Here is a 14,973-nt window from a genome sequence, read left to right as displayed (position 1 = left end):
ATTAAAATTAAACGTCGTCATTATTGTCGAATGACGTGTCGAATATATTTTTCTCCGCAGATAAAACACCTCGTTATTTATTAATCTACTGATTTAACTGAATTTAATTATTCCATCAATTTGGCACGATCCATGCTTATAACTGAGTATCTAAATTGAAAACAATTACATCGGAACGTTGAATGTATTGTCTCATCTATCATTCAGGAGAGTAGGATGAACCGTTTCATCATTGCAGATCCAAAAAAATGCATTGGCTGCCATACCTGTGAAGTCGCGTGTGTGGTGTCCCACCAAGAACAAGAAACGGGGATCGCCACGGTCGTCAAAGATGAATTTTTCCCGCGTATTCATGTATTAAAAGGTTATACCGTCAGTACGGCGGTGGTATGCCGCCAATGTGAGGATGCCCCCTGTGCCAATGTGTGTCCAAATGGCGCGATTAGCCGTAAAGATGACTTTGTCTATGTTAACCAATCAAAATGTATTGGCTGTAAAACCTGTGTCATCGCCTGCCCTTACGGCACCATGGAAGTCATTAGCCGCCAAGTCGACCAGCAAGTGACCGCCCTCAATACCATTCCACAATACCGCGCTGAAGCCCATAAATGTGATTTGTGCCATACCCGCGAGGGCGGGCCTGCCTGCGTAGAAGTGTGTCCAACCGAAGCGTTAATGATTGTCGATAGAAACCGCATGGATGAAATCGTTAAAGAACGTCGACGCCGTGCTGCCTTTGAAATTCCCCCTGAAATCTTATTGTAAGGAGCGTGCCATGCATGAGGTCGCATTATGCCAAAATGCCTTTGAAATCATTGAGCAACACGCTAAGCAAAACCATGCACAGCGCGTCACAGGGGTTTGGCTCGAATTAAGTGCGGTCTCTTGTGTTGAAGAATCTGCGGTGCATTTTTGTTTCGACATTATTTGCCGCAATACCCTTGCGCAAGGGGCTATGCTCCATGTGTCTACCGTGCCCGCACAGGCACAATGCCGCGATTGCCAACGTACCGTGCAAATTACCCAATTTGAAGCGGGTTGCCCACACTGTGGTAGCCGAAACTTGCACGTAGACAGCAGCAGTAGCATGCAGGTCAAACAGATTGAAGTTGAATAATATTCTATGTAGGAGTTTGTTATGTGTTTAGGCATCCCAGGGAAAGTGGTCAGCGTAGGCGAGTCCCCAATGGATACCGCCCAAGTTGAAGTCTGCGGCGTCAAACGCGATGTGAATATTGCGCTGGTGTGTGAAGGGGAAACTGCTGCAATGGTTGGCAAGTGGGTGCTTGTTCACGTGGGCTTTGCGATGAGCATCATTGATGAGCAAGAAGCCAACGATACGCTAGCCGCACTCATGGCGATGGAAGAAGTCGAGGAAGATGTAGGCTACTTTTTACGAGGTAATGCTTAAGCCGAGGACAAATCGCAGCGCCTCACCGCACTGCGACCCTCCCCCCTTAGGGGCTGTTTATTCCCCTTCAAATAGGGTAAACCCACCTAACCCTTGCCACTGCGGCAGCGCGGCATACACTTGCTGAACAGCTGAAATCACTTTCTCGTTCATTGGCATATAAAAACCCACTAGATCGGGTTGAATACCTAAGAAAATAATCTCCTCAATATCCTCTTTTAATTGGTCGATTAAAAAATTGAGCGGCAAATTATGGGTGCTCATAATAAACATTTCAGCGATATCATCGGGATCAATAATTCGTATTTCCCCTGGGGCTAAACCAATATCGGCGGCATCCACAATCAACAAGCGCTGGGGTTTTAATGCACGTACTTGGTGAGACACGCTTTCAGGGCTGCTCCCGCCGTTAATTGCCTGCCAGCCCTCAATGGGGTTGGCTTGCATTAAATCAAATAGCATCGGTCCTGCACCGTCGTCCCCCATCATGCTATTCCCCACCGCTAACATTAAGTTTTGCACTGGTGATTGATTTTGCGAAGGCAATTGATTTTGCGAACGTAATGAATTCTTTGCAGAAGGCTCATCGTCGAATAACATCGAACTTTGTCGGGTTGTATGCCCCACGCCCTGCCGCTTCACAATCAAATAAATGGCGGGTTCCCGCTCAATTTCACCTAGCAGCTGAATCAGCGTTTCGCTCCACGCTTGGTAAGGGGACTGCGGGTCTTTGGCAAAACCATCTAATGCCAGCGCTAACATATTGGTATGGGTCGAGTCGATATTAATTTCGCCAAAGGTGATTAAGCCTTGTAACTTACGACGAGCCTCACCCTCTGGTAAGGCTTGAACCCATGATTGATAACCCGCTAGCGGACAAACTAACTCCGTTTTTAGGCAATCAATCATCCCAACGTGATGACCAATCGCCAACGAGTAATACATCACTTGCTGGGCATCTTCTGGAATGTCATCGTCACTGTCGACAAACTTTTGGCGCAAAGACCAAAAAAAGACTTCGCCTTCCGTTGGCGAAGGGCTAGCCGAAGCTGGACTACTCATGAATGCCTCCTTGCTTCAACACAGTGACTAAACGGTTAACAATGTCACGCAGACGAGGGTCTTGTTCTTCGTTAAGCCACGCTTGTAGCGTACTTTGCACTTGGGCAGGGCTTGCGCCATCCAATAAGGATAAAAATCGATCACTAATTTCACGGCCTTGGTAATAACCCGCTTGGCGGCGTGCTTCACGTTCGATCATCACCCGAGTGGCTAATGGAATTGATGGCAATAAAAGTTCTACTCGTTCACCATCAGCTTCATGGTGGTCTTGCGCTGATAATTTTTGTTTCAGTAAACCCAGTGCCACGGCAAAGCCATAAATGGTCGCCGCAGGTGTTGGCGGGCAACCAGGGATCCACACATCGATTGGCACGATGTGCTCGCTACCGCCCCACACGCAATACAGATCATGAAAAATACCGCCGCCGCAACCGCACGCCCCATACGAGATACAAATTTTTGGGTCGGGGGCGGATTCATAAGCCCGCAGTGCTGGCATGCGCATGGCGCGAGTCACTGCGCCAGTAAATAGCAAAATATCCGCATGGCGCGGGGAGGCAACCACTTTTATCCCAAAACGTTCTGCATCAAAAACGGGAGTAATTGCCGAGAAAATTTCGATTTCGCAGCCATTACAGCCACCACAGTCAACACGATACACATAGGCAGAGCGCTTGATGTCTTTGAGCAGCGTACTTTTCAGTTTAGCCACTTGCTCATCCAATTGGATAGGCTGGCTAACATGGTGATTAATAGGAATATCTGGCAGACTCATTATTTATCTCCCTCAATGTGCAAGCGGAAATTTTGGCGGCCATTGTTCAGCAAATTGTTTTTTTGTTTACAGGATGGACAGGTTTCATACATCGGGCGTAGCGCTTCAATACCGCTTTCTTCGATACCTGATGCCACCATTAACGCCATCGCGTAATCCACCGATTTTTTAGGGGCGAATGCTTCGCCACATTCGCGGCAATGTTGTAAGCGGAAAGTGCCTTTCATGTACAAATCAGCCTTGTTCATGACTGCTGTTTCAAATTCTTCCGTTAAATGGATAGCGCGAGTCGGGCATACCTCTTCACAACGGGCACAGTAGATGCAGCGCCCGAGGAATAACTGCCAACGACGCTCACCACTTGCTAAGTCAGTTTCCATGGTTAATGCATTGGCGGGACAAGCCGAAATACAAGCCCCACAGGCAATACACTGCTGTGGGTCATACTCGGGTTTACCGCGAAATCCGTGTGCCACTTCGAGGGGCTTGAACGGGTATTTCACCGTTGCCGTTCCTGCATTTTGAAGGGTTTTAAACAGTTTAAACATAATATGCCCTCCGCCTATTTCATTATCGACGTTTTACGGTCGATGCTGTGCTGCTCAAGTTCTTTGTATGCCACTGTTTTCGCTTTACGTTTTTTCACGTCCACCAGCGTCACACGGTCGGTACAAGAGTAACAAGGGTCAAGACTACCGATGATCAGCGGCGCATCAGAAACGGTATTGCCCTGCAGCATATAGCGCAGCACTGGCCAGTTGGCATAGGTCGCCGCACGGCAACGCCAGCGATACAGTTTTTGGTTATCCCCTAACATGCTCCAGTGAACATCTTCCCCACGCGGCGCTTCGGTATAGCCCAACGCAAATTTATGTGGTTGATAGGTAAAGCCTTCTGTGAGGATTGGCCCTTCTGGCATATTATCCAGCGCGTATTCAATCATCGACAAGGAATCCAGTGTTTCTTTAATACGCACCATCACCCTTGAATACACATCGCAGCCATCAAGACTGAATAAGGTTTTTGGTAAGTTGCCATAATCGGCAAATGGGTGATCAAAGCGCACATCACGTTTAAAACCACTCGCGCGGATCATGGGCCCGACAGGGCTGTAGTCACGGGCAACTTGTGGCTCTAAGCGACCAACACCCACGGTACGCTGCTCCATATTTGGCGTGCTCAGTAGCATATCCACTAATTGAGTAACGTCGCGGCGCATTTCTTGTACCAATTGAATAGTTTTTACGCGCTGTTCTTTGAGAAAATCACGGCGAACACCACCAATCAGGTTAGTTCCGTAAGTTTTACGCGCCCCTGTCAGCAACTCCGCCATGGTCATGGATTTTTCACGCACACGGAAAAACTGCATAAACCCAGTGTCGAACCCTGTAAAGTGGCTCGCTAGGCCAATATTCAACAAGTGGCTGTGAAGACGCTCAACTTCTAAAAGGACACTGCGAATGGTGTGCGCACGTTGCGGCACGTAGATACCAAGGGCATTTTCTACGGATGAGGTATACGCCACACTGTGAGTAAAGCCGCAGATCCCGCAGACACGGTCAGATAAAAACGTCACTTCGTTATAGCCCATGCGAGTTTCCGCAAGTTTCTCCATCCCACGGTGCACATAGAACATACGGTAATCCGCATCGACAATACGCTCACCATCGACGAATAAACGAAAGTGACCTGGTTCATCAGAAGTAATATGCAATGGGCCGATTGGCACAACACGGCTTTGGGTTTTGCTGTCGTTAATAAACTCGTAAGTTTCAGTGTCTGTGGTTGGCGCAGGGCGCTGGCGATAGTCCATCGTGTCTTTGCGCAGCGGGTATAAATCTTCAGGCCAATCATCGGGCAGCACTAAGCGGCGCTCATCAGGCAAGCCAACAGGGCGCAGGCCGTACATATCACGGATTTCACGTTCTCCCCACACTGCAGCAGGGACACGCGGCGTTACAGACGGGAACTCTTGGGTGATTGGGCTAACAAAGGCTTTCACTGTCACCCAACATTTTTCCCCTTCTTCCATCGAGAGTGCGTAATACACCGCGAATTGGCCGTTAAGTGGGCGTTCATCATTGCCCCATAAAACAGGCAGCCAACCGCCACAGCCGTAGTAAAGAAACTCTACCACGTCAGGTAGCATATCCGTTTTTACGGTAATGGTGAGCTGATTAGCGGTTTGCCACTCTTCATCCAGTACCGCATGGGGAAATTTCTCGCGGACTTGTGCCAGATAGCCAACGCCTTTACGAACGCCTTGAAGGGTATCTGTATAGTTCTGATAGCTCACGTTATTTCTCCTGCACTGATGCGGTAGAGGCGCTAACACCCCACGGCCATTGATAATGTAATTGAGTAGATTCTGTTGGTGCTGTGCTATCGGTTAAGACAATGGTGGCAGCATTTTCAAGTAAGCGGCTTACAGGCTGCGGAATATGCGTTCCCATCACTAACATCAATACGATGAGAATAGCCATTGGTAAGGTAGTTAAAATACCCAGCTCACCACGGGACACGCAATCAGGTTGCGCGCCAAATAAGGTTTTCGAAATCATGCGTACTAACCCACCTAACACGATAGTGATCAATACTAAAACCAACAGTGTTAACCAAAAATGGTCAGCTGCGATCCCCGCAACCACAATCATGAATTCACTGAGGAAAATATTGAATGGCGGCATCCCGCCAAGGGCTAATGCGCCTCCCGCAAATACCACTGCCGTAAATGGCATGGTACGCAGTAGACCTTTCACCACGGTGATATCTCGCGTACCGTATTTCAATAGAACATTCCCAGAACCACAGAACAGCAAGGTTTTACCCAAACTATGGTTCAAGGTATGCAACAGCGCTGCTAACACGCCAAGTGGGCCACCAATACCTAACGCCACCGCAATCAACCCCATGTTTTCCACGCTGGAATAGGCCAGCAGGCGTTTCATATCTTTTTGCACTAAGATAAAAAATGCCGCAACCGCCACAGAGAGCAAACCAAACACTAGCAGTAGCGTTTGAGTGAATTCACCGCCGATCGCCGAGGTTACAATGATGTAATAGCGAATGATGATCAGCAGCGCGCAGTTAAGCAGTACCGCAGAAAGTAATGCAGACGTTGGGCTTGGTGCTTCACTGTGCGCATCGGGTAACCAAGCATGCATTGGGAATAGACCCGTTTTGGTACCAAAGCCAATTAGCACAAAAACAAAGGCTAAGTGCATTAAGGTTGGGTCGAGTAATTCAGTGTATTTCAGCACTTCGGTCCAGAAAATGGCCAGTTCAGGGTTTGGCATCACATTGACCGCATTCGCATACACTAAAATTGTCCCGAACAGACCAAATGCAACGCCTACGCTACAAATAATGATGTATTTCCACGCCGCTTCCAGTGAAGAACGCTGCCCGTAAATACCCACTAAGAATGCCGAACTAAGTGTGGTTGCCTCCACCGCTGCCCACATTAAAATCAAGTTATTACTGGTGATCACCAACAGCATGGTAAATAAGAACAAGTGGAAGAAACCATAGTAATTACATAATGTTCCTACACTAATTTCACCATCTGCCACTTCATGATTCATATAGCCGATGGAATACAAACCCGTTAAGAATCCGACAATACCTAAGATGGCGAGAAATAACCCTGCAAGGCTATCCAAATGGATCCAATTCCCTGCCATCAGTAAATCACCAACCTCATTGATGGTATTGACCATCCACAATGACAAAACCAACAGCGCCACAATGCCGACGATATGCACCAGTGTGACAACTGGCTTTGCACCGTTGCCCAGCAATCGGCACGCAAAGGCCAGCAGTGAAATAACCAGCGGCGTTGCCATTAATAATGTTAACAACATACTTTGACTCATCTCATCACCCCTTCAGCGCGGTCAGTTGATCCACGTTCAGTGTGTTGAGCGTGCGATAGATTTTACGCGCCAGTACCGCCATGATAATCACAGCGAAAATCGCATCAGTAGCAATACCGATTTCCACTAGCTCAGGCGCTTTATAAGCAAGTAAGGCCAAGGTTAGGTGAGAGCCGTTTTCCATCAAGCAGTAACCAAACGCCTGTTTAAGGATATTGCGCTGCGTCACGATGCACAGTAGGCCTAACATAAAGTGACCGAGGGAGACTGCCAACGCAGGTTTAAGCTCTGTGGCAATCGGCAATTTGATAGGCTCGACTACAAACCAGCACAACACCACAATCACTGCTGCCGCTAGCATTAACCACGCAGGGCTGATCACCCCACCGTTGGCTGACGGGTCAGACAGCTTGCGAAATGCATAACCTAAAATCACAGGAACTAAAATGACCTTGGTGATAAAAGCCGAACCTGCCCACATGGCTAATTCAGGCGCATTGAGGGTCTGGGACAAGGTGCCAAAAATCGCCACTAACACCAGCGATTGCAAGGCATAGAACCAGCACGAGGTCACCGGGCGCTTCGCCCCGATAACCAACAGCGAGGTGATCATCATCAATCCCGCTAAATTATTCACAATCATGGAACCAGTCATACTTTCTCTCCCTTAATTGAGCCAGATGACGGCGATGACACTCGAACAGAAGGACATCACGATCAGCAAACCAATCACCCACTGCATTGCCCATGGAACCGCGCTACCATTCGCCACTTCCTCACTTGGCTCACCAGGCACCACTTTACCGAACCAGTACAACAGCCACGCAAAGCTCGCGACCGATTCAATCAACACCAGCACCATGATTGGTGTGAGTATCCAGAAGTGTTCAGAAAGGGCGAAGCCTGCTGCGAAGATAGGGAATTTACTGAAGAAGCCGTTAAGTGGTGGTACCCCTGCAATTGCCAGTGCGGCAACGCAGAACCCCACGCCCAACAGTGGGTAACGTTTTGCTAAGCCACGTAAACGTGGCAACATCCTTGTTCCACAGCTATAACTCAGCGCGCCTGCAACCAAGAAGAACAAGCTTTTGGCAAATGCGTGGTTGAAGATATAGGCGATCCCCCCTTGGAAGGCCTCCTTAGAGCCAAAAACAGATAACGATAAGGCAAGGAAGATATAAGCCAGTTGAGTAATGGTTGACCATGCAAGCAGACGTTTCATGTCTTTTTGTGGCAGGTACATCATAAAACCATACACCAGAGTGATGACTGCCATCACCACGCCTACCCAACCAATGATTTCAGGCACATGATCCGAAGACATCAAGCTACGGGCGAAGATATAGACCCCTACTTTCACCATTGATGCGGCGTGTAAGTAAGCACTCACAGGGGTGGGTGCTTCCATCGCATCGGGTAGCCAAGCTTGCAGAGGCAATTGGGCTGATTTCCCCCATGCCGCAAACAAAATTCCGCCAAACACAATCAAACTTGCAGACTCATTGAGCTGGCCAATGGCACTCAACGCGAATGTCCCTGTGTTGATAAATAAGGTGGCAGCAGCCAAGTACAGCCCTAACGAACCAATGTGGGTGATAAGCAGCGCTTTCATCGCACTGCGTTGGGATTTCTCGGTTTGGTAATAACCAATCAATGCCCAAGAACATCCCCCTGTAATTTCGAAGAAGACCAACTGACCTAAAATAGTGGACGATAACACCACGCCAGCCATTGCCCCGATAAATACCAGCAAGAACGCATAATAACGGCGGGTTGGCCCATGGGCGTGTTCACGGTTCCCCTCAGTTAAATAACCCGTTGAATATAAACAGATTAAAAAACCCAAGAACACCACGGCAAACGCAATCAGGGTACTGACACCGTCAATTGTGAAGCCAAATAGTTCGACCTCCCCTGCTTGAATGAGCGTCAGTGAGGTAGCGGTTTTGCCACCCAATAAATACAACCAGCCGAGTATCCCTGTGCCGATTGAAGCAATCAATGCAACAATGGTGCTCAGCCACGGTGCCATGCGGGTGGGTAAGCTACTCACCAGTAACGCGCCAATAAATGGAATAAGTAGCGTGGCGAGTGCAATATTTTCTAACATGCTGTGTCGCTCCTTATAGGCCAGTGAGGTAAAAAACGAATCCGAGTGCCGCAACACCGAATCCTAGCCAAGTCACATGGTGTGTCAGTAAGAAACGCCCACGCGCCAAACTGTTTTCCACCAGCGACGCCAGCACAAAAATCACCAGTAATTTCACCAGCAACAGCACTAACGCAATCAACAAGCTTCCCACTGTCAACACACTGGCATTACCAAATGGGAAGAAGATGGATAAAAACAGCACCGCCACAATCACTTGTTTGAGGCCAATGCCCCATTTCACTAACGCTAAACCTGAACCTGAATACTCCGTTAATGGCCCTTCTTGTAGCTCTTGCTCTGCTTCTGCCACGTCAAACGGGATTTTCCCCATTTCAATAAAGGTGGCAAAACCACACGCTAACAGTGCTAAAAAAGTGGCGGTGGGCGAAATCCAGCCTTCGCTCATCACTGAACTAATGGTGCCGATATTGGTTGAGCCGGCAATCAGCGCCACCACCAAGAGGCCAAGGAATAGAATTGGTTCGACTAACACCCCAAGGGTAAGCTCACGGCTTGCGCCAATTCCTGCAAATGGACTGCCAGTATCCAAACCTGAAAGTGAAAAGAAAAAGCGGAAAAGGGCAAAAATGTACAGCACGATGATTAAGTCGCCCGCACCACTAAACAACGAGTTCAGGGTGAAAACGGGCAAAGCCATCGCTAACAGCAGCATACTGCCAAGCAGCACATACGGCATGATGCGAAATATAGCCCCTGAGTCACGTGGCGCAACAGATTGGCGTTTTAGCAGTTTGGTAATATCGCGGTAATCCTGCCAAATACCAGGGCCTTGGCGCGAGTGCATTTTGGCGCGAATTTGCCGTGAAATACCCGTAAATAGCGGGGTTAGCAGCAGCAAAATAACAGCTTGAATTACGGCAAAGAAGCCCATCATCAATGTCGGTGTTTCTTGAATTGTCATGATTTCTCCCCTTACGCCGCGATCACGACGAGCAGCACCACCAACGCAGCAACGACATACAGGCAATACAGTCTGAAGTCCCCACCTTGTAAGCACTGCATGCGCTTCGCAATTCGATTGATACAACGGACGAATGGGTAAATAATTTTTTCATCCCAGAAAGGCTCGACTTGCCCCGCCCCTGCTTTCGTCACTTCTAAGGTTTGTGCTAACCGTGCCGATGGGTCGAGTTGTTCACGCATGCGATATAGTGGCGCAAACATAGAACGCAGCGGTTGAGTGAAGCCCCCCGCAGATACAGACATGTCTTTTTCCCATGCATAACCACATGCCCACGCATCGCCTTTGCGGCGAAAGCCCATTTGCTTGCCTTTGAATACCAAGTAAATAATGAACGGAATAAGCGGTAAGGCGAGCAACAAAACGAAGGTCATCGCTGGGGAGATCATCGCTTGTGCCGCGCTATCAGGCATTAACATCGCTCCTTGGGCGACGGTAATATCCGTTGCGCTAGTTAATGACATCGCCACATTTGCCAATACTGGAGCAATCACGCTGGCACCCACGCCTAAGATCACGCAGATAACCGCTAAAATCAGCATCGCCGCGGTCATTGTCCAAGGCACTTCCCGTGCTTTAGTGGCTTGTTCGCTGCGCGCGCCTCCACAAAAACTGACACCGTACACTTTCACAAAACACATCGCCGCCAACGCCCCTGTGATGGCTAACATTACAATGGCGATAGGGCCACTGATACGCATGATGAATGTGCCTTCATGGCTCATTGAGAAAAGGGATTGATAGGTGTACCACTCACTGACAAAACCGTTTAAGGGTGGCAACGCTGAAATCGCCATACAGCCGATTAAAAAGGCCGTTGCCGTTAGTGGCATGAGTTTCGCTAACCCACCCATTTTCTCCATATCACGGGTATGAATGCGGTAAATCACCGCCCCAGCCCCAAGAAATAACAGCCCTTTAAATACCGCGTGGTTGAGCAAGTGGTAAACCGCACCGAGCAGGCCAATGGTCGCCAGTACTGGCATATTATTTGCCATACCGACCATGCCAACACCAACCCCCATCAAGATGATCCCGATATTTTCAACGGTATGCCAAGCGAGTAAGCGCTTAATATCGTGCTCTGCCAGTGCGTACATGACTCCAAGGACAGAAGACACAGCACCGAAGGCCAACACCACAATACCCCACCAGCCTTGGGTTGCACCTAATAGGTCGATACCCACTTTGATGATCCCAAAGATACCGATTTTCACCATCACCCCTGACATCAAAGCGGAGGCGTGTGACGGTGCTGCGGGGTGAGCTTGCGGTAACCAACTGTGTAATGGGAGCATCCCTGCCTTGGCGCCAAAGCCAAAAAATCCCAATAAAAACACGACGGATGCCATGGTTGGCGAAAGGGTGAGTTGGCGGAAGGAATCGAAATCTAAGCTGCCACTTTGTCGCCACATTAAGAAGAACGCTATCATGATCAGAATCGACCCTGCGTGGGCGATAAAGAAATACAGCAGGCCAGCACGAATCGATTTATCGTCTTGGTCAGCAATGACGAGAAACCAAGATGCGAGTGACATCATCTCAAATAAGATAATGAAATAAAACGCATTATCCATCACCACCAAGGCCACCATCGAGGCGATAAACAGATTGAGGAAGAAGCCCATGCTCCACGCCCCACGTCCGCAATATTCTTGAACATAGTTCAATGAATACAGAGCACTAACGGTAACCAGCAACGAAATCACCATCACCATAAAGGCGGCTAAGCTATCCATCCGCACCACAAAATGGGCAAACGGGAATGGCCCTTGCGCCATATACGTCAGAACCTCACCGTTCATTAAGACAGGGATGGCGCTGCATAGTCCCAATAATCCACCAATGATTGCCGAAATCCCCGCCACATAAATAGCGATTTTTTCTTGGCGCTTAAACAGCAGTGAAGCAAACCCACCGACGGTATATAAGGCAATTGACCACAAAAGTAATTGAAGCGCTGTCATGTTAAAGGTTCTCCTGCCGTGAGACAAAAATGTCGAACTCAGGCGGCATCGCATCGACAGACGCATTGCGGCGTTTCGCACTTTCGTGTTCCAATTGGTTTTCCTCAACCAGATGGAGGGCATCGGTTGGGCAAACCTTCACACATGCAGGGCCATCTTCGCTAAAGTCACATAAATCGCATTTCACGGCGATATTGCGAATACCCGCATTCCACGCTAAGAATGGGTTCATGGTCGGCAAACTGTCTGGCACATCGAGCAGCATTTCTTTTGGCACATATTGCTCAAAGAAATCAGGCATATCGACAGGTTTACTGCCTGATGGCGTAATCGCCCCAAACGGACACACTAAACCACAGAGCTTACACCCGATGCACAGGCTTTCATTCAATACGATCATGTCATTTTCATGTGTAATCGCATTCACTGGGCACACCCGCGCACACGGTGCATCGTCACACTGACGGCACAGCATCGGGGCGGTTAGCTCTCCTACTTTCACCACACTCAGTCTCGGATGTGATTGTAATCCCTGTGCTTTATGTGTTTCTGAGCATGCAGCCATACAGGTATTACATCCGATACAGAGTTGCGGGTCGGCAATCACAAAGCGATTCATTCGCCTTACCCTCCAATCAAATTGGTCGAATTATTAATATTGATAGGATGGTATTAGCATATTTCATGCCATGATTATTTTTGTTATTTATCAATTAATTAAATAAAAAACATTAAAAGTTCGACACTAATGACGATGAAGTTAGGGGGGTAAATAGCCATTATCGACACACATCTGCAATCGCAAAGATTTTCGAAGGAAATGAATTTTAGAAGAGAATTTACTGACTGAATCATTTTTAACGATTTTTCGGTAATAAGATAAAAATAATTCACTATTTTTACATCATTATTTTTAGTTCACGCTTTATTTATTTCTTTATTTGATTCATTTTAAATATGCATTTAATTTGCAATAAACATAAAACCTGACTTAAATTATATTGAGATTGGTTAAATTTACTTAATTTATTTGAATTAACAGCAAAGTCATCATTAATGACCAGTCAGCAATAAATGATAATTTCAAATAAAAATAAAATCACGAAAATAAATATAATTCAATAAAATCAGCAAACTACAACAAACAAAAGACGATAAAAATATATTTTATTCTTATTGATAGGTAAATCTTATTTCAGCAATCGATTAAACCAATGGTTATCATTGATAAAAATCAAGAACCATTGCGCTTTATTTATCCATCATAGTCCAGCTATAGAATTATATTAACTAAAAATATTTAATTATATTTGACCGCAATCTTCCAAGGATAGTGTAATGAAAAAACTTACTCGCATTACGGTCGCTGTCATATTTTTGCTTTTACTCGGTTATTTTGGGTTATCGGGATATGTGTGGTACCACGATGATCAACGAAGACAAAATAATGACATTCAGACATCTAAAATTGCAGAAAATAATCAAGTCCTCCAATTCTTTGCCGAAAAAGGATGCGATTACTGTCACACGCCGTCAACTGACTTACCTGCTTATGCCTCATTTCCAATCGCTAAACAACTGATGGAATACGATATCCAGCTGGGTTATAAATCCTTTAACCTTGAAGCCGCTCGCGCTGCGTTAATTGCGGGAGAACCCGTTCCTCAGAGTGAATTGAATAAAATTGAGTGGGTGATGCAGAATCACACCATGCCACCAACACGCTATGTCGCACTGCACTGGGCAAGTAGCGTGAGTGATGAAGAACGCACCAAGTTACTCAATTGGATTGCGAAGCAACGTGCTGAGCATTATGCCACTGAAGACACTGCTGCGGAGCACCGCAATGAACCAATCCAACCTATTCCAAAATCGATGGAAGTGGATGATAAAAAAGTCGCACTAGGCTTTCGCCTTTACCATGACGCTCGCTTATCGGGAGACAGCACCATTTCTTGTGCTCACTGCCATGCGCTAAACGCAGGTGGAGTTGATGGTCGTAAAACTTCTATCGGTGTTGGCGGGGCGGTAGGTCCAATCAACGCACCAACCGTATTTAACTCCGTGTTTAACGTTGAGCAATTCTGGGATGGTCGTGCCCCTGACTTACAAGCACAAGCCGGTGGTCCGCCATTAAACCCAATTGAAATGGCGTCCAAATCATGGGATGAAATCATTGTAAAACTGGATAAAGACCCGGTATTAAAACAGGATTTCAATGCGGTTTACCCTGAAGGATTCACAGGAGACAACATCACTGATGCCATCGCGGAATTCGAAAAAACCTTAATCACCCCTGATTCACCGTTTGATAATTGGTTACGTGGCGATAGCACTGCACTGACGGCGCAACAGTTGCATGGTTACCAATTATTTAAAGAGAATAAATGTGCGACTTGCCACGGCGGCGTGATCCTCGGTGGTCGTTCTTTCGAACCGTTAGGCTTGAAGAAAGACTATGAATTCGGTGAAGTCACTGCACAAGATATTGGCCGTATGAATGTCACCTCTGAAGAGCGCGATAAGCTGCGTCAAAAAGTCCCAACACTGCGTAATGTTGAGTTAACCGCGCCGTATTTCCACCGTGGTGACGTAGCAACCTTAGATGAGGCAGTGAAACTGATGCTGCGTTATCAAGTCGGTAAAGAGCTACCACAAAAAGATGTCGACGATATTGTTGCTTTCTTGAAGAGCCTAACAGGTGTTTACACACCGTATGTCCCACAAAGCGAAGCGCAACAATGATTGA

The 14,973-nt window shown here is 47.3% G+C and carries 14 protein-coding genes and 1 pseudogene; 4 read left to right on the top strand and 11 right to left on the bottom strand.

Translation table 11 applies throughout. The features are described from left to right. Positions 1 to 216: 216 nt before the first annotated feature. The 3 genes from hydN to hybG are packed head-to-tail and all read left to right on the top strand — an operon-like array spanning position 217 to position 1,411. Complete coding sequence (gene hydN / locus AABS66_RS06525; protein ID WP_206083330.1) at positions 217 to 765, top strand: electron transport protein HydN; 549 nt, start codon at positions 217 to 219, stop codon at positions 763 to 765. Between the two features lie 10 nt (positions 766 to 775). Next, entirely contained in the window at positions 776 to 1,117 is a 342-nt protein-coding gene (gene hypA / locus AABS66_RS06520; RefSeq protein WP_206083329.1) for a hydrogenase maturation nickel metallochaperone HypA, read from the top strand. A gap of 21 nt (positions 1,118 to 1,138) precedes the next feature. Then, positions 1,139 to 1,411 carry a hydrogenase maturation factor HybG gene (gene hybG / locus AABS66_RS06515; RefSeq protein ID WP_206083328.1) on the top strand — a complete coding sequence of 91 codons (273 nt, stop codon included), beginning with the start codon at positions 1,139 to 1,141 and terminating at the stop codon, positions 1,409 to 1,411. Between the two features lie 57 nt (positions 1,412 to 1,468). Here the strand turns inward: hybG and hycI are convergent, their stop codons facing one another. The 11 genes and pseudogenes from hycI to AABS66_RS06460 form a co-directional block, all read right to left on the bottom strand. Beyond that, positions 1,469 to 1,921 carry a hydrogenase maturation peptidase HycI gene (gene hycI, locus AABS66_RS06510; RefSeq protein ID WP_241016816.1) on the bottom strand — a complete coding sequence of 151 codons (453 nt, stop codon included), beginning with the start codon at positions 1,919 to 1,921 and terminating at the stop codon, positions 1,469 to 1,471. A 180-nt stretch (positions 1,922 to 2,101) separates the two neighbouring features. Continuing rightward, positions 2,102 to 2,473, bottom strand: a pseudogene (locus tag AABS66_RS06505) (formate hydrogenlyase maturation HycH family protein); the annotation flags it as partial. Then, entirely contained in the window at positions 2,466 to 3,248 is a 783-nt protein-coding gene (locus AABS66_RS06500) for an NADH-quinone oxidoreductase subunit B family protein (protein WP_206083326.1), read from the bottom strand. The gene AABS66_RS06500 and the pseudogene AABS66_RS06505, both read right to left, overlap by 8 nt. Beyond that, complete coding sequence (gene hyfH, locus AABS66_RS06495) at positions 3,248 to 3,796, bottom strand: hydrogenase 4 subunit H (RefSeq protein ID WP_206083325.1); 549 nt, start codon at positions 3,794 to 3,796, stop codon at positions 3,248 to 3,250. The genes AABS66_RS06500 and hyfH overlap by 1 nt, the downstream gene beginning before the upstream one ends. 14 nt (positions 3,797 to 3,810) lie before the next feature. After that, positions 3,811 to 5,544, bottom strand: coding sequence for an NADH-quinone oxidoreductase subunit C (locus AABS66_RS06490; RefSeq protein ID WP_206083324.1), 1,734 nt, complete (start codon positions 5,542 to 5,544; stop codon positions 3,811 to 3,813). Position 5,545: 1 nt separating this feature from the next. Continuing rightward, on the bottom strand, positions 5,546 to 7,123 hold the full coding sequence (locus tag AABS66_RS06485; RefSeq protein ID WP_206083323.1) for a hydrogenase 4 subunit F: 1,578 nt from the start codon (positions 7,121 to 7,123) through the stop codon (positions 5,546 to 5,548). Between the two features lie 4 nt (positions 7,124 to 7,127). Further along, positions 7,128 to 7,778 carry a hydrogenase 4 membrane subunit gene (hyfE, locus tag AABS66_RS06480; RefSeq protein WP_206083322.1) on the bottom strand — a complete coding sequence of 217 codons (651 nt, stop codon included), beginning with the start codon at positions 7,776 to 7,778 and terminating at the stop codon, positions 7,128 to 7,130. 12 nt (positions 7,779 to 7,790) lie between these two features. Then, entirely contained in the window at positions 7,791 to 9,233 is a 1,443-nt protein-coding gene (locus AABS66_RS06475) for a hydrogenase 4 subunit D (RefSeq protein ID WP_430224708.1), read from the bottom strand. A gap of 13 nt (positions 9,234 to 9,246) precedes the next feature. Continuing rightward, complete coding sequence (locus tag AABS66_RS06470) at positions 9,247 to 10,197, bottom strand: respiratory chain complex I subunit 1 family protein (RefSeq protein ID WP_272516206.1); 951 nt, start codon at positions 10,195 to 10,197, stop codon at positions 9,247 to 9,249. 11 nt (positions 10,198 to 10,208) lie between these two features. Further along, positions 10,209 to 12,224, bottom strand: a complete 2,016-nt coding sequence (gene hyfB / locus AABS66_RS06465; RefSeq protein WP_206083320.1) for a hydrogenase 4 subunit B — start codon at positions 12,222 to 12,224, stop codon at positions 10,209 to 10,211. 1 nt (position 12,225) lies between these two features. Next, positions 12,226 to 12,843, bottom strand: coding sequence for a 4Fe-4S dicluster domain-containing protein (locus AABS66_RS06460; protein ID WP_206083319.1), 618 nt, complete (start codon positions 12,841 to 12,843; stop codon positions 12,226 to 12,228). A 719-nt stretch (positions 12,844 to 13,562) separates the two neighbouring features. On the opposite strand from AABS66_RS06460, the gene AABS66_RS06455 reads away from it, so the two are divergent. After that, a complete protein-coding gene (locus AABS66_RS06455; RefSeq protein ID WP_349421964.1) occupies positions 13,563 to 14,969 on the top strand; it encodes a cytochrome-c peroxidase in 1,407 nt (468 codons plus the stop codon). The last annotated feature ends 4 nt before the right edge of the window (positions 14,970 to 14,973 follow it).

This window comes from Providencia sp. SP181 (assembly GCF_050446505.1).
GTDB lineage: Bacteria > Pseudomonadota > Gammaproteobacteria > Enterobacterales > Enterobacteriaceae > Providencia > Providencia vermicola.
Note: the sequence above shows the minus strand (reverse complement) of the source record. Positions and strands in the feature narration are given on the sequence as shown.

What these genes read in the sequence shown, in the direction of transcription:
- hyfH (WP_206083325.1), bottom strand. Translation starts at nt 3,796, where the DNA reads ATGTTTAAACTGTTTAAAACCCTTCAAAATGCAGGAACGGCAACGGTG.
- hydN (WP_206083330.1), top strand. Translation starts at nt 217, where the DNA reads ATGAACCGTTTCATCATTGCAGATCCAAAAAAATGCATTGGCTGCCAT.
- AABS66_RS06460 (WP_206083319.1), bottom strand. Translation starts at nt 12,843, where the DNA reads ATGAATCGCTTTGTGATTGCCGACCCGCAACTCTGTATCGGATGTAAT.
- AABS66_RS06500 (WP_206083326.1), bottom strand. Translation starts at nt 3,248, where the DNA reads ATGAGTCTGCCAGATATTCCTATTAATCACCATGTTAGCCAGCCTATC.
- hybG (WP_206083328.1), top strand. Translation starts at nt 1,139, where the DNA reads ATGTGTTTAGGCATCCCAGGGAAAGTGGTCAGCGTAGGCGAGTCCCCA.
- hycI (WP_241016816.1), bottom strand. Translation starts at nt 1,921, where the DNA reads ATGTTAGCGGTGGGGAATAGCATGATGGGGGACGACGGTGCAGGACCG.
- AABS66_RS06485 (WP_206083323.1), bottom strand. Translation starts at nt 7,123, where the DNA reads ATGAGTCAAAGTATGTTGTTAACATTATTAATGGCAACGCCGCTGGTT.
- AABS66_RS06455 (WP_349421964.1), top strand. Translation starts at nt 13,563, where the DNA reads ATGAAAAAACTTACTCGCATTACGGTCGCTGTCATATTTTTGCTTTTA.
- hyfE (WP_206083322.1), bottom strand. Translation starts at nt 7,778, where the DNA reads ATGACTGGTTCCATGATTGTGAATAATTTAGCGGGATTGATGATGATC.
- AABS66_RS06470 (WP_272516206.1), bottom strand. Translation starts at nt 10,197, where the DNA reads ATGACAATTCAAGAAACACCGACATTGATGATGGGCTTCTTTGCCGTA.
- hypA (WP_206083329.1), top strand. Translation starts at nt 776, where the DNA reads ATGCATGAGGTCGCATTATGCCAAAATGCCTTTGAAATCATTGAGCAA.
- AABS66_RS06475 (WP_430224708.1), bottom strand. Translation starts at nt 9,233, where the DNA reads ATGTTAGAAAATATTGCACTCGCCACGCTACTTATTCCATTTATTGGC.
- hyfB (WP_206083320.1), bottom strand. Translation starts at nt 12,224, where the DNA reads ATGACAGCGCTTCAATTACTTTTGTGGTCAATTGCCTTATATACCGTC.